The organism is Falsiroseomonas sp. (genome assembly GCF_051859025.1).
In the GTDB taxonomy this organism is placed as follows: Bacteria; Pseudomonadota; Alphaproteobacteria; order Acetobacterales; family Acetobacteraceae; genus Falsiroseomonas.
On sequence record NZ_JBHYGL010000041.1, the window covers coordinates 89,868 to 113,711 of the forward strand.

24 protein-coding genes are annotated in these 23,844 nt (G+C 70.1%); 16 read left to right on the plus strand and 8 right to left on the minus strand.

Features of this window, described 5'->3' with window-relative positions:
- Positions 1-182 precede the first annotated feature (182 nt).
- Genes ACTIE5_RS28705 through ACTIE5_RS28760 form a run of 12 tightly spaced genes read left to right on the plus strand, consistent with a single transcriptional unit; the run spans position 183 to position 12,123 of the window.
- Positions 183-1,715 (plus strand): TSCPD domain-containing protein, encoded by a 1,533-nt coding sequence (locus tag ACTIE5_RS28705; RefSeq protein ID WP_439553169.1) that lies wholly within the window; start codon positions 183-185, stop codon positions 1,713-1,715.
- Between the two features lie 54 nt (positions 1,716-1,769).
- Complete coding sequence (locus ACTIE5_RS28710) at positions 1,770-2,237, plus strand: RidA family protein (protein ID WP_439553170.1); 468 nt, start codon at positions 1,770-1,772, stop codon at positions 2,235-2,237.
- Positions 2,238-2,279: 42 nt separating this feature from the next.
- Positions 2,280-3,443 (plus strand): GNAT family N-acetyltransferase, encoded by a 1,164-nt coding sequence (locus ACTIE5_RS28715; protein WP_439553171.1) that lies wholly within the window; start codon positions 2,280-2,282, stop codon positions 3,441-3,443.
- 45 nt (positions 3,444-3,488) lie between these two features.
- Entirely contained in the window at positions 3,489-4,373 is an 885-nt protein-coding gene (locus ACTIE5_RS28720; protein WP_439553172.1) for a DMT family transporter, read from the plus strand.
- Positions 4,374-4,418: 45 nt separating this feature from the next.
- Positions 4,419-4,709, plus strand: coding sequence for a hypothetical protein (locus tag ACTIE5_RS28725; RefSeq protein ID WP_439553173.1), 291 nt, complete (start codon positions 4,419-4,421; stop codon positions 4,707-4,709).
- 17 nt (positions 4,710-4,726) lie between these two features.
- Positions 4,727-5,842: a glutathionylspermidine synthase family protein gene (locus ACTIE5_RS28730; protein WP_439553174.1), complete on the plus strand. Its 1,116-nt coding sequence runs from the start codon at positions 4,727-4,729 to the stop codon at positions 5,840-5,842.
- Positions 5,839-6,240, plus strand: coding sequence for a DUF350 domain-containing protein (locus tag ACTIE5_RS28735; RefSeq protein WP_439553175.1), 402 nt, complete (start codon positions 5,839-5,841; stop codon positions 6,238-6,240). Before ACTIE5_RS28730 ends, ACTIE5_RS28735 begins: the two co-directional genes overlap by 4 nt.
- A gap of 1 nt (position 6,241) precedes the next feature.
- Positions 6,242-8,254, plus strand: a complete 2,013-nt coding sequence (locus ACTIE5_RS28740; protein ID WP_439553176.1) for a DNA/RNA helicase domain-containing protein — start codon at positions 6,242-6,244, stop codon at positions 8,252-8,254.
- Between the two features lie 8 nt (positions 8,255-8,262).
- Entirely contained in the window at positions 8,263-9,132 is an 870-nt protein-coding gene (locus tag ACTIE5_RS28745) for an endonuclease/exonuclease/phosphatase family protein (protein ID WP_439553177.1), read from the plus strand.
- A gap of 27 nt (positions 9,133-9,159) precedes the next feature.
- Positions 9,160-10,395, plus strand: a complete 1,236-nt coding sequence (locus tag ACTIE5_RS28750) for an MFS transporter (protein ID WP_439553178.1) — start codon at positions 9,160-9,162, stop codon at positions 10,393-10,395.
- Between the two features lie 16 nt (positions 10,396-10,411).
- Positions 10,412-11,290 (plus strand): polyphosphate kinase 2 family protein, encoded by an 879-nt coding sequence (locus ACTIE5_RS28755; RefSeq protein ID WP_439553179.1) that lies wholly within the window; start codon positions 10,412-10,414, stop codon positions 11,288-11,290.
- Positions 11,291-11,313: 23 nt separating this feature from the next.
- A complete protein-coding gene (locus ACTIE5_RS28760) occupies positions 11,314-12,123 on the plus strand; it encodes an alpha/beta hydrolase (protein WP_439553180.1) in 810 nt (269 codons plus the stop codon).
- Here the strand turns inward: ACTIE5_RS28760 and ACTIE5_RS28765 are convergent.
- The 6 genes from ACTIE5_RS28765 to ACTIE5_RS28790 form a co-directional block, all read right to left on the minus strand.
- On the minus strand, positions 12,115-12,591 hold the full coding sequence (locus ACTIE5_RS28765; protein ID WP_439553181.1) for a hypothetical protein: 477 nt from the start codon (positions 12,589-12,591) through the stop codon (positions 12,115-12,117). The genes ACTIE5_RS28760 and ACTIE5_RS28765 overlap by 9 nt on opposite strands.
- The gene (locus ACTIE5_RS28770) at positions 12,584-12,907 is read right to left on the minus strand and encodes a nucleotidyltransferase family protein (protein ID WP_439553182.1); all 324 of its coding nucleotides are present in this window, start codon (positions 12,905-12,907) and stop codon (positions 12,584-12,586) included. The genes ACTIE5_RS28765 and ACTIE5_RS28770 overlap by 8 nt, the downstream gene beginning before the upstream one ends.
- A 27-nt stretch (positions 12,908-12,934) precedes the next feature.
- The gene (locus ACTIE5_RS28775; RefSeq protein WP_245762222.1) at positions 12,935-13,276 is read right to left on the minus strand and encodes a carboxymuconolactone decarboxylase family protein; all 342 of its coding nucleotides are present in this window, start codon (positions 13,274-13,276) and stop codon (positions 12,935-12,937) included.
- A gap of 102 nt (positions 13,277-13,378) precedes the next feature.
- Positions 13,379-15,733 (minus strand): ATP-dependent Clp protease ATP-binding subunit ClpA, encoded by a 2,355-nt coding sequence (clpA, locus tag ACTIE5_RS28780; protein ID WP_439553183.1) that lies wholly within the window; start codon positions 15,731-15,733, stop codon positions 13,379-13,381.
- Between the two features lie 159 nt (positions 15,734-15,892).
- Positions 15,893-16,234 carry an ATP-dependent Clp protease adapter ClpS gene (gene clpS / locus ACTIE5_RS28785; protein WP_092962023.1) on the minus strand — a complete coding sequence of 114 codons (342 nt, stop codon included), beginning with the start codon at positions 16,232-16,234 and terminating at the stop codon, positions 15,893-15,895.
- Positions 16,235-16,555: 321 nt separating this feature from the next.
- Positions 16,556-17,077 carry a phasin family protein gene (locus tag ACTIE5_RS28790; protein ID WP_439553184.1) on the minus strand — a complete coding sequence of 174 codons (522 nt, stop codon included), beginning with the start codon at positions 17,075-17,077 and terminating at the stop codon, positions 16,556-16,558.
- A 350-nt stretch (positions 17,078-17,427) separates the two neighbouring features.
- Here ACTIE5_RS28790 and ACTIE5_RS28795 point away from each other — a divergent pair, with 350 nt between their 5' ends.
- Positions 17,428-18,660 carry a serine hydrolase gene (locus ACTIE5_RS28795; protein WP_439553185.1) on the plus strand — a complete coding sequence of 411 codons (1,233 nt, stop codon included), beginning with the start codon at positions 17,428-17,430 and terminating at the stop codon, positions 18,658-18,660.
- Positions 18,661-18,721: 61 nt separating this feature from the next.
- On the opposite strand, the gene ACTIE5_RS28800 is transcribed toward ACTIE5_RS28795, so the two are convergent.
- Both ACTIE5_RS28800 and ACTIE5_RS28805 read right to left on the minus strand, forming a co-directional pair.
- Entirely contained in the window at positions 18,722-19,831 is a 1,110-nt protein-coding gene (locus tag ACTIE5_RS28800) for a DSD1 family PLP-dependent enzyme (protein WP_439553186.1), read from the minus strand.
- Between the two features lie 15 nt (positions 19,832-19,846).
- Complete coding sequence (locus ACTIE5_RS28805) at positions 19,847-21,019, minus strand: aminotransferase class V-fold PLP-dependent enzyme (RefSeq protein ID WP_439553187.1); 1,173 nt, start codon at positions 21,017-21,019, stop codon at positions 19,847-19,849.
- On the opposite strand from ACTIE5_RS28805, the gene ACTIE5_RS28810 reads away from it, so the two are divergent.
- The 3 genes from ACTIE5_RS28810 to ACTIE5_RS28820 are packed head-to-tail and all read left to right on the plus strand — an operon-like array spanning position 21,018 to position 23,775.
- The gene (locus tag ACTIE5_RS28810) at positions 21,018-22,184 is read left to right on the plus strand and encodes an acyl-CoA dehydrogenase family protein (protein ID WP_439553188.1); all 1,167 of its coding nucleotides are present in this window, start codon (positions 21,018-21,020) and stop codon (positions 22,182-22,184) included. The two genes, ACTIE5_RS28805 and ACTIE5_RS28810, sit on opposite strands and share 2 nt — an antisense overlap.
- Complete coding sequence (locus ACTIE5_RS28815; protein ID WP_439553189.1) at positions 22,184-23,008, plus strand: alpha/beta fold hydrolase; 825 nt, start codon at positions 22,184-22,186, stop codon at positions 23,006-23,008. The genes ACTIE5_RS28810 and ACTIE5_RS28815 overlap by 1 nt, the downstream gene beginning before the upstream one ends.
- Positions 23,005-23,775 carry an alpha/beta fold hydrolase gene (locus ACTIE5_RS28820; protein WP_439553190.1) on the plus strand — a complete coding sequence of 257 codons (771 nt, stop codon included), beginning with the start codon at positions 23,005-23,007 and terminating at the stop codon, positions 23,773-23,775. Before ACTIE5_RS28815 ends, ACTIE5_RS28820 begins: the two co-directional genes overlap by 4 nt.
- Positions 23,776-23,844 lie beyond the last annotated feature (69 nt).

Sequence of the window (23,844 nt, forward strand, 5' to 3'; positions counted from 1 at the left end):
GCCAGGGGGAGGCCGGCCCGCCATGTGCGGACGGCCCCAGTTTCGCACAATGGGTGCCGCAGCGCAAAATCCGCGGAGCCGATGCGTGTAACCGATTCTGTCCACAGGATGTTGCGGTTCCGACCCCGCAACACCACCACATACGGCTTCCGTCTCGCCCCGAGGCCCCCTAAGGTGAGGGCATGACAAGCTTGGCCGGGACGATCTGGGACGGAATGGCTCTGTGGCGCATGCGCGCCGCGCCGGACCCGGATTCGAAGCCCCGGGCCATCGCCCTGCCCGTCTCCTGGGATGAGGATGCGGCATCCGCCATCGCCGCCATCGCCCCGGGCCATGCCCCGGTCGCCCTGCCCCGCCTGGCGGAGGGCTGGATCGCGCCCCTCGTCGCGCGCGGCCGGCAGCTCGGCATCCTGGCCGATGCGGCGGAACAGGACCGGCTGGCCCATGCGCTGCGCGCGTTGCTGCTGGCCCGCGCCGCGGCGCCGGGGATCGCCATCTGGCGCGGCGATGCCCGTTCCGCCAGCCGCTTCGTGCTGAACCTGCCGGCCTTCCTGGATGCGGAAGGCGGCTTCGATGCCGGCGCCTATGCCGCCGCCGTCGCGGTGGGGGTGCGGGTGCTGGATATCTGGACGGGGGCGAAATCCCCCCGCCTGTCCATCGGCTTCGCGGACCTTGCGGGGCTGCTGGCCGGGCTGGGCCTCGCCTATGATTCGGCGGAGGCCCGCAGCGTGGGTGCCGCCATCGCCGCCCTGACCCGTGGCGCGGCGGAAGCCGAATCCGGCCGGATCGCGGAACGGCTGGGGGCGCGGGAGCCGGTGGCGCTCATCGCCCCCGCCCCGCCCGAAGCGACTGTCGTGCCGGGCCTGGCGGAAGCGGCGCGCGCCGCGCTGGATGAGGCAGCGGGCAGCCTCGGCCTGCGGCACCAGGCGCTGGTCGCGCTGTCTGCGCCGGATGCGGTGGAACGGCTGCTGGGCGCCGAGATCGGCGGCCTGGCCCCGGCCAGCGGCCCGACGCGCCTGACGCTCGACCGCGAGGGCTGGGTGGCGGAGGTGCCGACGCGCGCCGCGCTCCGCCTCGGCCGGGCGGAGGCCGAGCGGCTTCTGGCGCCCGCCCCCGATTCCGCCTGGATCGCCCTGGCGCAGGCCATCGCGCCCTTCCTCCATGCCGCGCCGCCGATGCCGCTGGCCAGCGCCGCGCCGGCCAGCGCGCCCGCACCCCTGCCCAGCCGTGCCACGGCCCTGCCTACGCGCCCGGGCGGCAGCGTGTGGCGGGTTTCCGTCGGCGGGCACAAGGTCGTGCTCCGCACCACGGAGGATGGCGCCGGCAAGCTGTCCGAGGTCTCGATCGCACTCACCAAGGAAGGTGCCGCCTATCGCAGCCTGATGGATGCGATGCTGCAGACCGTCTCCATCGGCCTGCAGCATGGCGTGGCGCTGGACCATTATGTCGAGGCCCATGCCTATACCCGCTTCGGCCCCGCCGGCGTGGTGGAGGGCGACCCCGCCATCCGCCGCGCGACATCGGTGCTGGACTGGGCCTTCCGCCGCCTGGCGCTGGATTACCTCGGCCGGCGCGACCTGGCCGATCCGTCCGAGGAGGATTGCGCGCCGGATGCCACGGGGCACGCCGCCGAACAGGCGCCGCTGCTGCCGATGGACCTCCCCTCCTCCCCGGCGCCCCGCGCGCGGCGGCGGCAGTTCAAGCTGGTCGGGTAGCGTTTTCGGGCCAGCCGACGCAGTCTCCCGCCCGGCAAGAACGGAGACCGCGCCATGGCTGGGATCATCGAAGGCAACCTCGCGAAGCTCGGCATCACGCTGCCGGTGCCGGCGGCGCCCGTGGCGAACTACATCGCCTACAACATCGCGGGGAATCTGCTGGTCGTCTCCGGCCAGATCCCCTTCGTGGACGGCAAGGTCGCCTTCACGGGCAAGGTCGGCGGGGCCGTTTCCATCGAGCAGGGGCAGGAAGCGGCGCGGGTCTGCTTCATCAACCTGGTGGCGCAGGTGAAGGCCGCCTGCGGGGGGGACCTCGATCGCGTGAAGCGCGTCGTTCGCCTCGGCGGCTTCATCGCGGCGGGGCCGGATTTCACGCAGCATGCGGTGGTGATGAACGGTGCCTCGGACCTCGCGGTCGCGGTGTTCGGGGAAGCCGGGCGCCATGCGCGCAGCACCATCGGCGTGCCGTCGCTTCCCGCCGATGCGGCGGTGGAAGTGGAAGGGATGTTCGAGATCGCCTGAGGCGGGGTTGAGCATCGCCACCCCGCCCCAAACTGGAGTCGCATGCCCGACACGGCGCCATCCCTGAGCCTCTCGCTCCATCCCTCCATCGCGGATATCCCCGCGCTGGACTGGGATGCCTGCGCGGGACTGACGAATCCCTTCGTCAGCCACGCCTTCCTCCTCGCGCTGGAGGAATCGGGCAGCGTGGGGGCCCGCACGGGATGGCTGCCGCAGCATGCGGCGCTGCGGGACGAGAGCGGGCAATTGCTGGCCTGCGCGGCGATGTATGCGAAGACGCACAGCCAGGGCGAATACGTCTTCGACCATGGCTGGGCCGATGCCTTCGAGCGTGCGGGCGGCCGCTACTACCCGAAGCTCCAGGTCGCCGCCCCCTTCAGCCCGGTGCCCGGCCCGCGGCTGCTGGTGCGGGAGGGGTCGGGCATCGGGGTGGAGGCGCTGGCCCAGGGGCTGGTGCAGGCCTGCGGGCAGCTCGACCTCTCGTCCATCCACGTCACCTTCTGCGAGGCGCGGGAGTGGGAGGCACTGGGCGAGGCGGGCTGGCTGCAGCGCATCGGCACGCAGTTCCACTGGACCAATGCCGGCTATGCCAGCTTCGACGATTTCCTGGCCGCGCTGGCGTCCCGCAAGCGCAAGCAGATCAAGCGGGAGCGCCGCGACGCCGAGGCCTCCGGCTTCGTCTGCAAGACGCTGCGCGGGCATGAGATCACGCCCCGGCACTGGGAGGCGTTTCACCGATTCTACGTCTCGACCTCCGACAAGAAATGGGGGCGCAGCGCCTACCTGAAAAAGAGCTTCTGGCCGCTGCTGGGCGAGAGGCTCGGCGACAAGGTCGTGCTGATGGTGGCGGAGCAGGATGGGGAGCCTGTGGCGGGCGCGCTGAACCTGCTGGGGCAGGATGCGCTGTATGGCCGCAACTGGGGCTGCCTGGTGGATGCGCCCTTCCTGCATTTCGAGCTCTGCTATTACCGCGCCATCGATTTCGCGATCGAGCACAAGCTGCCCCGCGTGGAGGCCGGCGCCCAGGGCGAGCACAAGATCCAGCGTGGCTACCTGCCCGTGCCGACCTATTCCGCGCATTGGATCGAGCATCGCGGCTTGCGCCGCGCCGTGGCCGATTTCCTGGCGCAGGAACGCCCCGCGATGATGCGGGAGATCGAGGCGCTCGGGGAAATGTCGCCCTTCAGGAAGGAAGGCGAAGGCTGAGCGGCGGCTTCTAGGAACCCCTCGAACGGGTGTAGTCTCCGCCCCGTGCTTCTCGCCTATTTCCAGCTGGCGCTGTCCATGGCGTTCGTCGGCGCCAATGTGGGCGTGGCGAAGCTGCTGGCGCAGGACCTGCCCATCCCCATGATCGCCGGCCTGCGCTGCGCGCTGGCCGTGCTGGTGCTGTGGCCGCTGGCCAAGGCCATGGAGGGGCTGCCGCGGATCGAGCGCCGGGGCCTGTGGAACCTGGCGCTGCAGGCCCTGTTCGGCACGGTCATCTACAATGCCGGGCTGCTCGCCGGGCTGCGGCTGACCACGGCGCTGGAGGCGGGGCTGGTGCTGGCGACCCTCCCCGCGGTGGTCGCCGTGGGCAGCGCGATCTGGCTGCGGGAGAGGCTGCCGCCGCGGCAATGGGCAGCGGTGGCGCTGGCCGCCTTCGGCATGGCGGCGATCACCCTGGCGCGGCTTGGCGGTGATGGCGGGCAGGGCAGCCTCATCGGCAACCTGCTGGTCTTCGGCGGCGTGTGCGGAGAGGCGATGTATGTGCTGCTGGCGAAGCGCCTGGCGGGCCGGGCGCCGGTCGTCACCGCCAGCCTGTGGATGCAGGTGTTTTCCGCGCTGATGCTGCTGCCCTTCTGCATCCCCGTGGCCGGCGCGGTGGTGGCGCTGGCGGAGCCCGCGACGGCGGGGCTGCTGGTTTTCCATTCTCTGACGGCTTCTGTCCTGTGCCTCCTGCTCTGGTACCAGGGCATCAGGCGCGCACCGGCGGGCATCGCCGGCGTCTTCACGGCCTTCCTGCCCGCGACTTCCGCCCTCGTCGCCATCGGCTTCCTGGGGGAGACCTTCACCGCCACCCATGCCGCGGGTTTTGTTCTGTTGACGGGCAGCATGCTGCTGGCGACCTGGCCTGCCCGGAGGCCGTCACGACGGTAGCGGAAAGGCTTCGCCAGCGGCGCAGGGCGCTGTTACGCTCCCCGCGTGAGACGAACCAAAGCCCTGCGCCTGGTGCTCCTCGGGGGTGGTGTCACCACCCTGCTCGCCGCCTGTGGCGACGATGAGTCGCGCGCCCAGGAATGCGCGCGGGCGCGGGCGGAGATGCGGCCGAACGCGGAGCAGATCTGCCAGCGCAGCACCTCGCGCTCCTCCTCCTATTTTTCCTCCCGCTCCTGGTTCAGTGGCCGGACCGCCTCCACCGCCGACAGCATCAGCAGGGGCGGCTCCTCCTCCCGCAGCGGTTTCGGGGGCTCCTCCTCCTCGGGCGGCGGCTGAGCATGCGGCGCGTCGCGATGACCGCGCGGCCCGACCTGCGGGAACACGCCAGGCGGCTCGGCTTCGCCTTCGCGGAGATCGCGGGCGAAGCCTATTGGGACGAGACCGCCTGCTACCGCTTCGACACCGCGGGCATCGACACGCTGGACGATGCGACGGTGGAGATCGAGGCGCGGTGCCGGGAGGCGGTGGACTACGCCGTGCGGCACGGGATGCATGGGCCGCTCGGCATCCCAGCCGGCGCCTGGCCGCTGGTGGAGAAATCCTGGGAGAAGCGGGAGCCCTCGCTCTACGGGCGGCTCGACCTGCGCTGGGACGGCTCCGGGGCGCCGAAGCTGCTGGAATACAACGCCGACACGCCGACCGCGCTGTTCGAGGCGAGCGTCATCCAGTGGGAATGGCTGCAATGCCTCAGCGAGGGCGATCCGCACCCGGCGGACCAGTTCAATTCGATCCATGAGGCGCTGATCGCCGCCTGGCCGACCCTGAACATGCCGCCCCGGGTGCATTTCGCCTGCGTGCGGGACCATGCGGAGGATCGCGGCACGGTCGACTACCTCCGCGACACCGCCATCCAGGCGGGGATCGAGGCGCCCTTCCTGTTCATGGACGAGATCGGCTGGGGCCGCGGCCGCTTCCGGGACATGGAGGAGCGGGAGATCGCCGCGATCTTCAAGCTCTACCCCTGGGACTGGCTGCTGGCGGAACCCTTCGCCGCCAACATAGCCACCGCGCCGACGCGCTGGATCGAGCCCTGCTGGCGCCTCATCCCCGCCTCCAAGGCGTTTCTTTCGCTGCTCTGGTATCTGTTCCCGGACCACCCGAACCTGCTGCCGGCTTTTCTCGAACCCGGAAAGACGGGCAAGCCGGAACTGTCCAAGCCGATCTGGGGGCGGGAGGGCGCCAATGTCAGCGCCCCGGGGATCGAGACGCCAGGCCCCTACGCCGCGCAGCCGCGGGTCTGGCAGGAATATGCGGAGCTTCCCTGCTTCGATGGCCGCTACCCCGTGATCGGGTCCTGGATCATCGCCGGGCGCGCCTGCGGGATCGGCATCCGGGAGGATGCGACGCCCATCACGCGGGACAGCAGCCGCTTCGTGCCGCACCTCTTCGAGGGAGTGACCCCATCGTGACCAGCCTCGCCACCCTGCCCGGCTTCCTGATCTACTTCATCGTCGGCATCGCGCTGCTGTCGGGGGCGATGGCGGTCTATCTGCGCGTCACGCCCCATGCCGAGCTGGCGCTGATCCGCGCGGGGAATGAGGGCGCGGCCATCGGCTTCGCCGGCGCGATGATCGGCTTCGCCCTGCCCATCGCCAGCGCCTTCGCGCATAGCGTGAACATCCTGGATGCCGCGGTCTGGGCGCTGGTGGCGCTGGTGGTGCAGACGCTGGCCTTCTTCGCCGCGGTCAGGCTGCTGGGCAGCGGCTGGCGCGAGTCGATGGAAAAGGGGGGGCGTGCCGGGTCCGTGCTGAAGGCGGCGGTGGCCATCGCGGTCGGGATGCTGAACGCGGCGTGTTTGAGCACGTAGCTTGAGGGCCTGGTTCGCCTGCACCGGGGCGGAGCTTCTGGCGCGCGACCCGCGCGACACGATCGGGCGCCTGGCCGCCGCCCAACAATCCCGCGGCTACGCCGGCAGCGTGGACCAGGACTACGCCTGGCAGCAGCAGATCCATGCCCTGGCGGTGGCGATCGCGGAGGCGGGCGGCCAAGCCTGGACCATCGCGCTGGAATACGACCTGCTGCGGCTGGAAAAGCGCATCGACGCCGTGGTGCTGACCGACCGCGCGATCATAGCGATGGAGTTCAAGACCGCCGCCGCGTCGAACGCGACCCTGGCAGAGGCCGAGGATTACGCGCTGGATCTGCGCGACTTCCACGCCGGCAGTCGCAAGCATCCCATCGTGCCGCTGCTGGTGGCGGGCACCGGCGGCTTCGCCCCGCCCGTCCAGCCACCGCTGATCTGGCACGGCGTGACGCAGCCCATCGCCTGCGGCAGCGCGGGGCTCGGCGCGCTTCTGCGATGGGTGCAGTCCGCTGCACCGGAAGCCACGACACCCCTGGATGGGGCGGCATGGCTCGACGCCCCCTATCGCCCCGTGCCGACCATCGTGGAGGCCGCGACGCTGCTCTATGCCCGCAATGGGGTGCGGGAGATCGCCACGGCGCGGGCGGACGCCGCCAACCTGACGCGCACCGCGCAGGCGATCCGCGACGCGGTGGCGCTGGCGCAGCGGGATGCCGCGAAGATCGTCGTCTTCGTCACCGGCATCCCCGGCGCGGGCAAGACGCTCTGCGGCCTCAACGCCATCTTCGGCGAGGCGCGGATGGATGGCGCCGCCTTCCTGACCGGCAATGCGCCGCTGGTCACGGTGCTGCGCGCCGCCCTGGCGCGGGATGCGGTGGCGCGTGGCGACTGCAAGCGGCCGGAAGCCGAGCGCCGCGTGAAGGCCGCGCTGCAGAACGTGCACCGTTTCCTGGAGGATAATGCCCGGCCCGGACTGGTGGCGCCGCCACCCGAGCGCCTGATCGTCTTCGACGAGGCGCAGCGCGCCTGGAACGAAGCCAAGGCCGTGCTGGGCACGCGCAACAAGCCATCCACCCTGACGATGAGCGAGCCCGCCCACACGCTGGACATCATGGGTCGCCATGCCGGCTGGGCCGTGATCGTCGCGCTGATCGGCAATGGGCAGGAGATCAATACCGGGGAGGCAGGGTTGGCGGAGTGGGGTCGCGTGATCGCCGCCGATCCACGCTGGTGGGCCGTGGCGGCGCCGCGTGCCGTGCAGGCGGCGGAACCGGCGCAACGCCTCGGCGCGGCGGACGCTCCCTGGCTGCGGATCGATCCCGCGCTCGACCTGGCGACACCGATCCGCAGCGTACGGGAAAGCGCCGGCGCCGCATGGGTGGATGCGGTGCTGCGCGGCGCGGTGGCGGAGGCGCGGGACATCGCCGCGGGCTGCGCCGCCCTGCCCTTTCTCCTCACGCGGGACCTGGATGCGATGCGGGGCGAACTGCGCCGCCTGGCGCGCGGGCAGCGCCGCGCGGGGCTTCTCGCCGCCGCCGGTGCCAAGCGGCTTCGGGCGGAGGGACTCGGCGTGCAGGTGGAGGATGTGGCGGATTGGTTCCTCCGCCGCTGGCCGGACATCCGCGCCTCCGACGCGCTGGAGACGATCGCGACGGAGTATGATTGCCAGGGGCTGGAACTGGATGTGGCGGGGCTCGCCTGGGGTGGCGACTTCATCCGGGGGGATGCTGGCTGGCAGGCCAGGCGCTTCATTGGCGTGGCCTGGCAGCGGGACCTCAAGGAATTCGACTTCGTCCGCAACACCTACCGCGTGCTGCTGACCCGCGCGCGGTACGAGACGGTGATCTGGGTGCCCCGCGGCAGCGTGGCCGCCACGCCCTTCCACGACCCGACGCGCGATGCCGCGACCTATGACGCCATCGCCGCTTTCCTCGAAGCCTGCGGCGCGCGACCGCTGGCCCACCCCCTGGCCGCCCACGCCACCCAGCAGGACGAAGCGCCCACCCTGCTGCTATAGCCGCCGGCATGCGCGCATTCCTCCTCGCCCTCCTCCTCCTCGCCACCCCCGCCGCGGCGCAGACGGAGATCAAGCTCGCCACCTGGAACATCGCCTGGCTGACGCTGAAGCCCGCCGGGCATGCCGACCTGCCGCGCGACCTGCGCGCGCGGGAGCCCGGGGACTGGACCCTGCTGCGCGGCTACGCCCAGCGCCTGGCGGCCGATGTGATCGCGCTTCAGGAGATCGATGGCGAACAGGCCGCCGCGCGGGTCTTCGACCCCGCCACCTACGCGATCCATCTGACGGATGAGGATGACGTCCAGCGCCCGGGCTTCGCGGTGCGCCGCACGCTACGCGTGATCCCGCAGCGCGACCTGGCGGCGCTCGACCTCCGCGCCGGGGCGCGGCGCAGCCTGCGGCGCGGCGCGGACATCATCGTGGAGGCGCCGAACGGCGCGCGCATCCGCCTGCTGTCCGTCCATCTCGATGCCGGATGCCGGGAGGATCCCTTCGGCGCCGGCGCCTCCCGCGATTGCCAGGGGCTGCAGCGCCAGGCCGAGATCATCGCCCAATGGGCGGAGGCACGGCGGCGGGAGGGCATGGCCTTCGCCATCCTCGGCGACTTCAACCGGCGCATGGGCGCGGGCGACGACTTCCTCCGCATCATCGAGGAAGCGGCGCCGGTGACGCGGCCGACCGAGGGCCTCTCCTCCCCCTGCTGGGCGGATTCGAGGGGCGGGCGGCCCTTCATCAGCCATCTCCTGCTGGGCGGCGCCGCGCGGGAATGGGCGGTGCCGCGCAGCCTGTCGGTCCTGACCTATGCCGAGCGCGACCGCAGCTATCGCGACCGCCTGTCCGATCATTGCCCCGTTTCGGTGCGCATGCGGCTGCCGTAGCGGCGAAAGCCGTGCCACCATCGCGGTATGCGCCAGTTTGCCCGGCTTACCCTCCCGCTCGCCGGGCTCAACTTCGTCAACCAGGCCTCGCGGACCATGATCGCGGTGGTCGGGCCGCTGCTGGCGCTGGAATTCGGCCTGAGTGCCAGTGAACTCGGCCTGCTGGCCGCGGTGTTCTTCGCGGGATACGGCCTGGCGCAATTGCCGGTGGGGCTGGCGATCGACCTCTGGGGATCGCGGCGCGTTCAGACGGTGCTGGGCATCATCGCGGCGCTGGGCTTCGTGATCTGCGCGGTGGCGCCGGGCCCGGCCTGGCTGGCGGTGGGGCGGGCAGTGACGGGGCTTGGCGTCTCGGCCGGGCTGATCGCCATGCTGAAGATCAACACGCAATGGTACCCGAAGGACCGGGTGGCGGGGATGACGGGGCTCGGCATCTTCGTCGGCTCCTGCGGCAGCGTCGCCGCCACCGTGCCGGTCGCGCTGCTGGTGCCGGAGATCGGCTGGCGCGGCGTCTTCGTGGTGCTGTCGCTGCTGACAGTGGTGGTCGCGGGGTGGATCTGGACCAGCGTGCCGGATGGGGGGCCCGATCGGGGCCCCGGCGCCGCGCCGCCGCCGCGCCGGTCCTTTGGGCGGGAGATCGGGGAGTTCGGGAAGATCTTCGCCCATCCCGCCTTCCTGCGCTTCGCTCCCGCCATCGCGCTGCTGTCGGCGCTGAACTTCACCTATCAGGGCCTGTGGGCCGGGCCCTGGCTGCGGGACGTGGCGCTGATGGATGACGGCGCGCGGGCGCTGCTGCTGCTGGCCTATTCGGCGGGGCTGATGGTGGGCAGTGCGGGCACCGGCCAGGCGGCATCCTTCCTGCAACGCCGCGGCGCCGGGCCGATGCTGGTGCCGCTGGTGGCGATGGGCATCATCGCGGCGGTGCAGCTGCTGCTGATCTTCCTGCCCTGGCGCGATCCCGTGACGCTGGGGGTACTGTGGTTCACCTTCGCGCTCGCGGCCTCCGCCGGCCCTTCCGGCTATGCCGCCATCGGGCAGCGCTTCGGGCCGGAACTGGCGGGGCGGGTGGCCACCGCGATCAATGCGTCGATGCTTGGCCTGGTCTTCCTGTTGCAGAATGCCATCGGATGGATCCTGGACCTGTGGCCGCGCGTTGCGACCGGCGGCTGGGACCCCGCCGGCTACGGCTGGGCGCTCGGCATGACGGTGGCGCTGCAGGTGCTGACGATGCTGTGGATGCTGACGCCCGGGCGACGCGGCTGAGACGGGAGACACGCGATTGGAAAAGCGGATCGAGAAGCTGCTGTCCCGCTACCGGGTCGAAGGCGGCAAGTTCCGCCTGAAGGATTTCGACCCCGCCGATACCGGCGGCCTCGACCTGAAGAAAGAGGAAGCCTCCGCGCTGCTGAAGGAGGGCGTGGATGCGCTCTCCGCCCACCAGGACATGCTCTACGCGCAGGATCGCTGGTCCGTGCTGTGCATCTTCCAGGCGATGGATGCCGCGGGGAAGGATGGCGCGATCAAGCACGTCTTTTCCGGCGTGAACCCGCAGGGATGCCATGTCGTCTCCTTCAAGGCGCCGACCTCGACGGAGCTCGACCACGATTTTCTCTGGCGGCATTCCACCGCCCTGCCCTCCCGCGGCCAGATCGGCATCCACAATCGCAGTTGGTACGAGGAAGTGCTGGTGGCGCGGGTCCATCCCACCATCCTGGAACACCAGAAGCTGCCGCCACGCCTGGTCGGCAAGAATATCTGGGATGAGCGGCTGGAGGATATCGCGGCCTATGAACGCTACCTCGGCCGGCAGGGGACGGTGGTGCTGAAGTTCTTCCTGCACATCAGCCCGGAGGAGCAGAAGCGCCGCTTCCTGTCCCGCATCGAGGAGCCGGAGAAGAACTGGAAATTCAGCGCGGCCGATGTGCAGGAACGCCAGCATTGGGACGCCTACCAGGACGCCTATGAGCGCGCGATCCGCGCCACCGCGACGAAGGAGGCGCCGTGGTATGTGGTGCCGGCGGACCGGAAGTGGTTCACACGCCTGGTCGTCGTCGCCGCCATCGGGCGGGCGATGGAGGGCCTCGGCCTGCACTACCCCGTGGTGACGGAGGCGCAGCGCGCGGCGCTGGCCAAGGCGCAGGAGGACCTCGGCCCCTGAGGCGCGCCCTGCTTCTCCTGCCATTGCTGGCGGCCGCCTGTTCGCCGGCGCGGATCGCGGGGGCGCTGACGCCGCGTGGTGGGACCGAGACGCGGGCCGGCCTGGCCTACGGCCCCCTGCCCCACCAGCGCCTGGACCTGGTGCTGCCGGAGCAGGTGACGGCGCGAACACCGCTGGTGGTGTTCTTCTACGGTGGCGGCTGGGCCAGCGGCGGGCGGGCCGACTATGCCTTCCTGGCGCGGACGCTGGCGGCCCAGGGTATCGCGGTGGCCGTGCCGGATTACCTTCTATGGCCCGCGGGGCGCTGGCCGGACTTCGTCGAGGATGGCGCGCGGGCCGTCGCCTGGCTGCAAGCCGAGATGCCGGACAGGCCGCTGTTCACCATGGGCCATTCCGCCGGCGGCTTCATCGCGGCGGCTTTGGCGCTGGACCCGCGCTGGCTGGAGGCGGCCGGTTCATCCCGCGCCGTGCTGGCCGGCGGCGTGCTGCTGGCCGCGCCCATCGCCTGGCAGCCGGATGAGGAACCGACGATCAGCATTTTCGCGAATGCCCCCGGCGGCCGGATCGCGGCCGTGGCGCGGCCAGCGGATCTGGCCGGCGCGCCGCCGATGCTGCTGCTGCATGGGGCGGATGACAGGGTGGTGGGGCCGTTCCATTCCGTGGATCTGGCGCGCGACCTGCGTGCGGCGGGAAGGCCGGTGACGCTGCTTGTCTATCCGGGCGTCGAGCATGTGGGCGTGCTGTCGGCCATGGCCGCGCCGGTGCGGGCGCTGGGCCTGGCGAAGGCGCCGGTGTTCGAGGCGGTGGTGGGGTTTCTCCAGCCGTCAGGCTGAGGGTGGCAGCAGGCCGAACTCTCGCCCGAAGGCTTCGAAAGCCGCGGGCAGTTCGGCGAGGAGGCGGCGGGCCGCATCCACCGAAGGGGCGGCGCGGTCCATGTCGAACTCGGCGTAGGAATGCATGGCCCGGTGGCGGAACAGCCGCAATTCGCGCAGTGGGCCGGCGAGCCCCGGGGCAAAGGCCGGTCGATGGTCGCTCGCCCGGCGGATCATCTGGAGCAGGTGGTCATGCCAATGTTCGCCGGTTGGCCGGGGTTCCGCCGCGAGACCCAGGATGTAGATGGCGGCCTGTTCGAAGGTCGAATAGGCGTCCTGCAGGCTCTTCTGGAATGCCTTCTGCTGGACGAGGGCGGCGCGACCTGGCGCCATGCGGGCGTGAGTCTCCCAGGTCTCGATAGCCAGGTCGAGATCGGCCAGAATCATGTCGCAATAGGCTTCCAGCGGGAACCAGCGGGAGTCAGCCACAGCGGACCCCCTCTGCCTCTGCCGCTTTGCGAATGAAGTTGGCCAGATCCTCCCACAGCATCACATCCCCCCGCAGCCGCAACGCCCGGCAGGCTTCGTAGGCCGCGCTCTCGGCCTCCGCCCAGTCCCGCCCGGCGCCCACGATGGCGATGTCCGCGTCACTCCCCCGCCGCGCTGTACCGCGGGCCAGCGAGCCGAACAGGATGTAGTGCCAGGGCTTCCCCTGCGCCGCCGCCGTCAGCGCCGCGATCAGCGGCACGCGGGCGGCGGCGAGGTGGGCGGCCTCGGCACGGTCAATGTCCTGGATGGTCGGCATGGCGGGGCCACCCTATCACATCGGCGGTCAGCCCTGCCCGGCGCCGTCCATCGCATCCAGCACATGCAGCGAATAGGTCAGCGCGGCGCCGGCGTTCAGCGCGACGGCGACGCCCAGCGCCTCCGCGATCTCCTCCTTCGTCGCGCCGAGTGCCTTGGCCTTGCGGACATGGGCATCGATGCAGCCCTGGCAGCGCGTGGTGACGGCGACGGCGAGGGCGATGAATTCCCGCGTCTTGGCGTCGATATGCTTGGTGGAGGAGGCACCGCGGCTCAGCGCGCCGAACCCTTTCATGAGCTCGGGATGGATCTGGCCGAGTTCCTTGCCGCGCTCGCGCAGCGCGCCGCTGTATTCGTCCCAATCGGTCACGCGGGTATCGGTGGTCATGGCTCTCTCTCCCAGACAGGCAAAAGGCGCCTCCGGTCAACCGGAGACGCCTTCGCATCTTAGACCGCGACAGCCGAGAAAAGGCTATTCGGCGGTTTCGGGTTCCTTCTCGGCCTCGCCGTCGCCGCTATCCTCGGGCTTCGGCAAGGCGGGCGGCGCGGCCTCGACATAGTCGAAGACCAGCACGCCATCCTTCAGGTTGACCTTCACCGAGCCGCCCTTCACCAGGCGGCCGAAGAGCAGTTCCTCCGCCAGGGGCTTCTTGATGACTTCCTGGATGACGCGGGCCAGCGGCCGCGCGCCATAGAGAGGCTCATAGCCACGTTCCGCCAGCCATTCGCGGGCGGCGCTGGACAGTTCGATCGTCACGTTGCGGTCGGCGAGCTGCGCCTCCAGCTGCATGACGAACTTGTCCACCACCCGGCCCACGATCTCCGGCGACAGCCCCGCGAAGGGGATGACGGCGTCGAGGCGGTTGCGGAATTCCGGCGTGAACATGCGCTTGATGGCGTCCTCATCCTCGCCGAGGCGCACCGTGCGCTCGAACCCGATGGTGGGCTTGGCCATGTCGGCGGCGCCGGCATTGGTGGTCATGATGAGGATGACGTTGCGGAAATCGACGGTCTTGCCGTTGTGGTCCGTCAGCTTCCCGTGGTCCATCACCTGCAGCAGGATGTTGTAGAGGTCCTGGTGCGCCTTCTCGATCTCATCGAGCAGCAGCACGCAATGCGGGTGCTGGTCGATGCCGTCCGTCAGCAGGCCGCCCTGGTCGAAGCCCACATAGCCAGGCGGCGCGCCGATGAGGCGGGAGACGCTGTGGCGCTCCATGTATTCGGACATGTCGAAGCGGATCAGCTCGATGCCCAAGGTCTTGGACAGTTGCTTCGCCACTTCCGTCTTGCCGACGCCGGTCGGGCCGCTGAACAGGTAGTTGCCGATCGGCTTCTCCGCATCCCGCAGCCCGGCGCGGGACAGCTTGATGGCGGCGGAGAGCGCGTCGATCGCCTTGTCCTGGCCGAAGACCATCGACTTCAGGTCGCGCTCCAGCGTGCGGAGCGTTTCCTTGTCGTCGTTGGAGACGGTCTTGGGGGGGATGCGGGCGATCTTGGCGACAATCTCCTCCACATCCTTCAGCGTGACCGTCTTCCGGCGCTTGTTCTCCGGCAGCAGCATGCGCGAGGCACCGACTTCGTCGATCACGTCGATCGCCTTGTCCGGCAGCTTCCGGTCATGGATGTACTTGGCCGAAAGCTCCACCGCCGCGCGGATGGCTTCCGGCGTGTAGCGGACCTTGTGGTGCTTCTCGTAGTTGGTCTTGAGGCCCTGGAGGATCTTGATCGCGTCCTCCAGCGTCGGCTCGTTCACGTCGATCTTCTGGAAGCGCCGCACCAAGGCGCGGTCCTTCTCGAAGTGCTGGCGGTATTCCTTGTAGGTGGTGCTGCCGATGCAGCGCAGCGTGCCCTGGGCAAGCGCGGGCTTGAGCAGGTTGGAGGCATCCATCGCGCCGCCGCTGGTGGCGCCGGCGCCGATCACCGTGTGGATCTCGTCGATGAACAGGATGCTGCCGGGCTGCTGTTCGAGTTCGTTGACGACGGCCTTCAGCCGTTCCTCGAAATCGCCGCGGTAGCGGGTGCCGGCCAGCAAGGACCCCATGTCCAACGCGAAGATGGTGGATTTGGCCAGCACCTCGGGCACGTCGCCCTCGATGATGCGCTTGGCCAGGCCTTCCGCGATGGCGGTCTTGCCCACGCCAGGGTCGCCCACATACAGCGGGTTGTTCTTGGTGCGGCGGCAGAGGATCTGGATCGTGCGCTCGATTTCCGAGTCGCGGCCGATCAGCGGGTCGATCTTCCCGGCCTGGGCCTTCTTGTTCAGGTTCACGCAGTAGTTGGTCAGCGCGTCCTGGCCACGGGGCGCACCGCCGCGCTGGGGCTTCTCCTCCTTCTCCGGGGTTTCCTCCGGGGTCTGGGGGGTGCCCTGCACGGGGCGGCTGGCGCTGCGGCCCGGGGCCTTGGCGATGCCGTGGCTGATGAAGTTCACGGCATCCAGGCGGGTCATGTCCTGCAGTTGCAGGAAATACACCGCATGGCTCTCCCGTTCGGAGAACAGGGCGACGAGGACATTGGCCCCCGTCACCTCATCCCGTCCGGAGGATTGCACATGGATCGCGGCGCGCTGCACGACGCGCTGGAAGCCCGCGGTCGGCTTCGCATCGCCGGCGCGGTCGGAGACGAGGCCGGCGAGGTCCTTGTCGAGGAACTCCGCCAGGTCGCGCTTCAGCTTGTCATTGTCGACGCCACAGGCGCGCAGCACGGTGGCGGCGTCCGTATCATCGGCAAGGGCGAGGAGAAGGTGTTCGAGAGTCGCGTATTCGTGCCGGCGGTCATTGGCGAGGCCGAGGGCGCGGTGGAGCGTCTGCTCGAGGTTGCGGGACAGCATGGTCTGACGCTCCCTATCGGGTGGCCTGGGCGTTCAACGGAACGCCGCGGCGCGGGTTGCCCTCAATGTGGTCGCTCCCTCCTGCTTCGGACAGTCCCCCGCAGGCCGTTTTGCCCGGCCTTCCTTCCATCCGCCGCCTGAGCGAAGGCGGCGCCACGATCATTCTTTTTCGATCGTGCACTGGAGCGGGTGCTGATTCTGCCGCGCGAGATCCATGACCTGGGTGACCTTCGTCTCGGCCACCTCATAGGTATAGACGCCGCAGACGCCGACGCCGCGGCGGTGGACGTGCAGCATGATGCGCGTCGCCTCCTCCCGGCTTTTCTGGAAGAAGCGTTCGAGGACATGCACGACGAATTCCATCGGCGTGTAGTCGTCGTTCAGCATCAGCACCTTGTACATGGAGGGCTTGCGGGTTCGCGGCCGTGCCTTGACCACCACCCCGGTGGTCGGCCCGTCTGCCCCGTTGCCCTGTCCTGGGCGCTTGTCGCTGTCGCTCATGCCTGCCTTGGTTGCCTGCCGGGGAGTGAACGCCCGGTCATCGTCCCGCGTCGTCGTCCTGCATAGGATATCGGAGCGAGGGGCCGGGAGTGAAGGGCTTGACGAAATTCTCCCGCAGAAGAACCCCGCCGGGGTTTACCGCCCGTTAGCCCGGGCCGGATTCCCTCGCTGCCGTGAGCTTAGGCCGGATTTTTCCGGCCCGAAACGCAAAAGGCCCGCCGCGGTGCCCGCCCGCCCCCGGAAAGGGGTTGGTCGCAGGCACCGGGCGGGCCAATTGGCGCGAGGGAGGGGGGGCTTGTCCACCCCCCGCCACCCCGGGTCTCAGGCCGCGAGCGGCTTGGCCATCTTCTCGACGGCCAGCGTCATGCGCGCGGCGAGCGGCGCGGAAGCCTGCTCGGCCAGGCGATAGGCGGCTTCCTGCAGCTTCGTCGCCTCGCTCATCGTGCGCTCCATGGACGCCTTGGCGAAGGCGGCCTGGATGTCGGCGGCTTCCTTGAGGGACTTCACGGCGGCGAGCGCCTTGGCGCTTTCCAGCGCATGGTCCGTCAGGGCCTGGGAGACGGCGAAATACTGCTTGCCGAGGTCCTGGAAGCCGACCGTCAGGGTCTGCGTGGCCTTGGTGAAGGCCTCCAGATTGCCGCGGCCGAACTCAGCGGCCTCCTCGGCGGCCTTGAAGAAACCCTCGGCCGACTTCGTCGCCTGTTCCATGCCCTTCTCCATTGCAGCGCGCGCCTGGGTGGCGCCATTGTCGATGATCTTCTTGGTCTGCGCGGCGCCCTGCGTCGCGGCATTCTCGACCAGCGCGATGTTGCGCTTGGCTTCGGTCTTCGGCTCATTGGCCATGGGGGTCATCCTCAAGCTTGGTTCGCCGGCGCCCGGCGCGGCGGGAGCCCGCTACCCGGCCCCAAGGGGTTTTGCTGCGATGCAGCACGAACCCTATGTGCCCATGCTCGCATTCCGATGCAAGCAGAATTTTGCAGTGCAGCAATTTCGGTGAGTGGAAATCGACCAAGCCCATCATCGGCCCGCCGGTACAACCGCGCGGGCGGATGCGGATCCGCTGCAAGGCAAGGCGTTAAGCCATTGCTGTTACGCCATGTTCCACAAACGCCCCCGTGGACAGAAGCGGTCTTTCTTCCTTAGGTTGCTGCGGGTGGTGGTGCACGGGGGGTGTGCCACCAGGGGGACTATGCATGCGTTTTCGGCTCGGGACCTGCGCGGGACTCGTCGGCCTTGCCCTGTCCGTCCTGGGCCCTGCCCCGGCGGCCCAGGCACAGATCGGCAGCGACCGCTATTCCGCCATCGTGGTCGACAACCGCACCGGCGCCATGCTGGTCGGCGCCAGTCCGGATGAGACGCGGCACCCCGCGTCGCTCACCAAGATGATGACCCTCTACATGGTGTTCGAGGCGCTGGGCGAAGGGCGCCTGACCCTGACCTCCGCCGTGCCGATCTCGGAGGAAGCGGCCTCCCGCCCCCCCTCCAAGCTCGGCTTCCCGCCGGGGCAGAGCCTGACGGTAGAGCAGGCCATCATGGCGCTGGTCACCAAATCGGCGAATGACGTGGCGGCGGCGGTGGGCGAAAGGCTCGGCGGTTCCGAGGAACGCTTCGCCCAGATGATGACCATGCGCGCCCGGTCGCTCGGCATGGCGCGCACCACCTTCCGCAACGCCTCCGGCCTGCCGGACCGCGACCAGGTGACGACGGCGCGGGACATGGCGACGCTCGGCCGCCGGCTGATCCAGGATTTCCCGGACCGCTACCATTATTTCGGCATGCAGCACGCCCAGTTCCGCGGCCTGCGCCTGCGCAACCACAACCGCATGCTCGGCGAGTATGAGGGCGTGGACGGCATCAAGACCGGCTATATCCGCGACAGCGGCTTCAACATCGTCACCAGCGCCAGCCGCGGCGGCCAGCGCGTGGTGGGCGCCGTCTTCGGCGGCAATTCCTGGGTGGAGCGGGACCAGCACATGGCCGCGCTGCTCGACCAGTCCTTCACCAGCATGGGCGTCACGCCCCGCCCGGTGATGGTGCGGGCGACGACGGGCGTGGTGCGCAGCGCGGATGCCGCGCCGGCACCCCGCCCCCGCCCCCAGGCGGCGCAGACGGCATCCCGCCAGCAACCCGCGGCCCGGAACACGACAGCCGCCCAGGCCCAGCGCACCCCGCCGCGGCCCAATGCGGCGCCGCGCGCCGCCACCACGGCCCGCGCCACCACACCGCCGCGGGCAACGACCCCGGTTCGGGCAACCACTCCAGTTCGGGCAGCCACCCCGGCACGGGCAACCCCGGCCGCCACCACCCGCCAGGCGCCAAGCCCGGCGGCGGCGACGCCGACGCGCAGCACCACCAACCGCAGCGTGCCCATCCCGAATTCGCCGCCCCAGCCCGCGCCCCGCATCCGTACGGCCGAGGCGCGCTGAAGCACCATCCCCCGGGCCGCGGCGATCACGCCCGCGGCCCGGTCCACGCCCGAAGCGGCGGCTAAGCCATCCCGCCCCGCGCCGCGATGGGCCAGAGGCATTCGACCCGCCCCTTCCGCACGCCGACATACCAGTCGTAGCGATCGACCGTCGGGTCGCAATGCCCGGGGACCAGGCGCAGCTTCTCCCCCAGCTTCGGCGCCAGCGCCGGATCGGTCGCGGTGATGTTGCCGTGTTCGTCGGAGGCGCCGGTATAGGCCAGCCCCGGCCGCCCATGGACCAGCGGCAGCCCTGAATCCACCGCGACCGCCTTGTGCCCGGCATCCAGCACGGCGAAGCCAGGCCGCGGCGCGCTCATCACCTCCGCCAGCACGAACAGGGAGTGGCGGAAGGGCGGCGGGTCCTCGTTCCGGCCGTAGTCGGCATCCATGAAGGCGTAGGAGCCCGCCTGGATCTCGTTCCAGATGCCCGATGCCGCTTCGTGCTGGAAGGTGCCGGTACCGGCGCCGCCCACGATGGCGCATTCCAGGCCCCGCTGGCGCAGTTGCTCGACCGTGCGGCGCGTGCCCTCCGCGGCGGAAGCGATGGCGTCGCGGCGCTGTTCGGGCGTGCGGCGGTGCTGGGCGTTGCCGTGGTAGGATTGCAGGCCGCCGAAAATCAGGTGTGGGCTGGCGGCGATCCGCTCCGCCAGCGCCACCGCTTCCGGCCCCGGCTGCACGCCGCAGCGGCCGGCGCCGCAATCGATCTCCACCAGCACGGTCATGCGGAGGCCGGCGTGTTCCGCCGCGGCCTCGATGGCGGCGATACCCGCCAAGTCATCGGCGCAGACGGCGACCTTCGCGATGCCGGACAGCGCGGCCAGGCGCGCCAGCTTGCGGGGTGCGATGACCTCGTTGCTCACCAGGATGTCGGGCACGCCGCCCCAGGCCAGGGCCTCGGCCTCCGCCACCTTCTGCACGCACTGGCCGACGGCGCCGCGCCGCATCTGCTGCAACGCGACGATGGGGGATTTGTGCGTCTTGGCGTGGGCGCGCAGCCGGGTGCCGGTGGGGGCCAGAAGTGCCGCCATGGTGTCGAGGTTGTGTTCGAAGGCGTCGAGGTCGAGCACCAGCGCGGGGGTGTCGATATCCTCCTCGCGCATGCCGGGCTCGGCGGGGGGGTGCTGCAGCATGGTGTTTCCTATTCTTCAGGCAGGGATGGAGGCGGTCAGCGCGTCCATGATGGGGTCGAGTTCGCGGTCGTCGTTGTAGCCGTGGAAGCTGATGCGGATGCGACCGCGGCCATTCCAGGCCAGCACGCCGCGCGTGGCCATCGCCTCCACGATCGCGCCCGCGCGGTCATGCGCGATGCAGACGCTGGCGCCGTGGTGCAGCGGGTCGGGCGGGGTGATGGAGGCGATGCCGGCCGCATCGAGGCGGGCGAGCAGCCCCACGGTCAGCCGCTGCACATGCCGCTGCACCACGCCCTGCGGAATGGCTTCGAGGAAATCGAGCGCGGCGTGCAGCGCATAGGCTGGCGCGTGCGCCGGGTTGCCGCGCGTGAAGCGCCCGCCATCGGGGCGCAGCGCGATGGGCGCAGCGTAGTCTGGCCTCGGCCCCGTGACGATGGAATACCACCCCGCCGTCGCCGGCGCCCAGCCCGGCTGCCGCGCCCGGTTCCAATAGGCCACGGCCAGTCCCGTCAGCCCCAGCATCCATTTGTAGCAGGCGGAGAAGGCGAAATCGGCGACCGAGGCCTCGATCGGCATCCAGCCATTGGCCTGGGTGAAATCCACCACCAGCATCGCGCCCGACGCATCCGCCACCCGGCGCAGCGCCACCAGATCATGCCGCCGCGCATCGAGGTAGGAGACGGCGGACACCGCGATCATCCGCACGCGCCCTGTCGCCGCCGCTTCCACCGCATCCGGGTCCGCCATCGGCACGAAGCGCAGTTCCACGCCCTTCCGCATGGCGAGTGGCACAACCACGCTCGCGTATTCGTTGCGGTCGACCAGCACGACATCGCCGGGTTGCCAGTCCAGGCTCTCCACCAGCATGGACATGCCCTCGGCGACGGAGGAAACGAGGCCGATGCCCTCGGCCTCCACCTTCCACCAGGCGCCGAGGCGCGCGCGCAGGCGCTCCACCTCCCCGTCCAGCCGTGCGCGGCCGGCGGGGCCTTCGGATTTGTCCGTGGCGTGGCGGTCCAGCGCCGGGCCTTGGGCGTGCAGCACCGGTGTCTCCCCAGCCGCGCAGGCATGGATCACGCCGCGCGGAATGCGGAAGGCAGCGGGGTCGAACAGCGGCACTGGCGGGCCCTCGGGGTTGCGCTCGGCGGCCATGCTGGCACGCTCCGCGCGGAGGAGACAGACCGGCATGGATTTTCAGCTCTCGGCCGAGCAGGAGGCGCTGCGGGAGGCCATCGGCCGCATCTGCGCCCGTTTCGGCGATGACTACTGGCTGGCGAAGGATCGCGCCCACAGCTTCCCGCATGAATTCCACCAGGCGCTGGCGGCCGATGGGTGGCTTGGCATCTGCATGCCGGAAGCGGTCGGCGGCGCGGGACTCGGCGTGACGGAAGCGGCCGTGATGATGCAGGAGATCGCGCAGAGCGGTGCGGCGATGTCCGGTGCCTCCGCCGTGCATATGAACATCTTCGGCCCGATGCCGGTGGTGGTGCATGGCACGGATGAACAGAAGGCCCGCATGCTGCCGCCGCTAATCGCGGGGCGGGAACGCGCCTGCTTCGCGGTGACCGAACCCAACACGGGCCTCGACACCACGCAGCTTCGCACGACGGCGGAGCGCCGGGGCGACCGCTACATCGTCACCGGCCAGAAGGTCTGGATCAGCACCGCGCAGGTCGCCGACCGCATGCTGATCCTGGCGCGCACCACGCCGCTGGACCAGGTGAAGAAGCGGTCCGAGGGCCTGTCCCTGTTCTACACGAAGCTGGATCGCTCACGCGTGGAGGTGCGGGAGATTCCCAAGATGGGCCGCCACGCCGTCGATTCGAACCAGCTCTTCATCGACGGGCTGGAAGTGCCGGAGGAGGACCGGATCGGGGAGGAGGGGAAGGGCTTCGACTACATCCTGCACGGCCTCAATCCCGAACGCATCCTGGTTGCGGCGGAGGCTGTCGGCATCGGCTTCGCCGCCATCGCGCGCGCCAGCCAGTATGCGAAGGAACGCGTGGTCTTCGGCCGGCCCATCGGCCAGAACCAGGCGATCCAGCATCCCCTCGCCGCCTGCTGGATGCAGTTGGAAGCGGCGCGGCTGATGGTGATGCAGGCGGCCTGGCGCTACGACCAGGGCATGCCCTGCGGGGCGGAGGCCAATGCCGCGAAATACCTGGCGGGCGAGGCAGGATTCAACGCCTGCCAGCAGGCGGTGATGACCTTGGGCGGCTATGGCTACGCCCAGGAATACCATCTGGAACGCCTGCTGCGCGAAAGCTTCATCCCGCGCATCGCGCCGGTCAGCCCGCAGCTGGTGCTGTGCTACATCGCCGAGCGCGAGCTCGGACTGCCGAGGAGTTACTGATGGAGTTCCTGGATCGCCTCGATGCCAGCGCGACGCGGCGGGAAACGCCCTGCGGCGATGGCAAGATGGTCTGGCGCTGCTGGAACGAAGGCGCGGGTCGGCCGCTGGTGCTGCTGCATGGCGGCAGCGGGTCCTGGCTGCACTGGACGCGGCAGATCGAGCCCTTCGCCGCCACGCGCGCCGTGATGGTGCCGGACCTGCCGGGCCTGGGGGAGAGCGCCAACCCGCCTGGCGAGCATTCGCCGGGCAATGTCGCCGCCGTCGTGACGGAAGGGCTTCGGCAGCTGGTGCCGGCGACGGAAAGCGTGGACCTCGCCGGCTTCTCCTTCGGCGCCAACATCGCGGGGCATGTGGCGGCGCTGCTGGCGCCAAGGCTGCGCAGCGTGACGATCCTCGGCGCAGGTTCCATGGGCACGCCGCGCCATCCCGTGCCACTCATGAAGGTGCGGGACAAGGAGGGGCAGGCGCGGGTGGAGGCGCATCGCCACAACCTCGGCTCCATGATGATCGCGGACAGCGCGAAGATCGACGACATGGCCCTGGCCATCCAGGAACGCGCCTTCATCAATTCGCGCCTCCGCAGCCGGCCCTTCGCGACCGCCACCATGCTGTCCGATGCGCTGGCGCGCGCAGAGGGCGTGCCGGTCAACGCGATCTGGGGGGATCGCGACCAGGTGGCGATGCCGGACATCTCTCTGCGCACCGATGCGCTGCGCCGCGCCCGGCCCGATGCGCGCCTCGCGCTGGTCCCCGGCGCCGGCCATTGGGTGGCCTATGAGGCGGCGGACCAGGTCAACGCGCTGTTCCGGGAATGGCTGGCATGATCGCATCCCTGCCCGGCGTGGACCTGTTCTTCAACGATAGCGGCGGCGATGGCGTGCCGCTGGTGCTGATGCACGCGAACACCGGCAATGCCGATAGCTGGGAGATGCAGACCCGGCCCTTCGCCGCGGCGGGCTTCCGCGTCATCGCCTTCGACCGGCGCGGCTGGGCGCGAAGCGTGCCCCGGCCCGATACCGGGCCACAGCCTGGCAGCATCGCGGAAGACCTCGACGCGCTCGCAACACATTTGGCCTTGCCGCGCTTCCACCTGCTGGGCGTCGCGGGCGGCGGCTTCGCGGCGCTGGATTACGCGGCCTGGCGCGGCGACCGGCTGCTGTCGCTGGTCGTGGGCGCCAGCTACGGGCAGTTCATCGATCCCGCGATCACCGAACCCTACAGCCGCATCGCGACGCCCGCCTTCAAGGCGCTGCCGAGCGAGATGCGCGAACTCGGCCCGACCTATCGCGGCTTCGAACCCGCGGGGCTGGCGCGCTGGATCGCCATCGACCGCAACGCGATGCGAGAGGATGGCACGCCGCAACCGCTGCGCTCGCCCAACAGCTTCGCCAAGATCGCCACCATCGGCTGCCCCGCGCTGGTGATCGCCGGCGGCGCGGATCTATACGCGCCGCCGCGCCTGATGCGGCTCTGGGCGTCCCATCTGACGCGGCGCGAATTCCAGGTGATCCCGGATGCCGGCCACGCCATCAACTGGGAAGCGCCGGAGTTGTTCAACGCGATGGTGCTGGATTTCCTGAAAGGGCGCTGAGCTACAGCGACTTCTCCAGCAGGTACATCAGCACCACCGCCACGATCGCGGCGCCCGCGATCAGCGGGA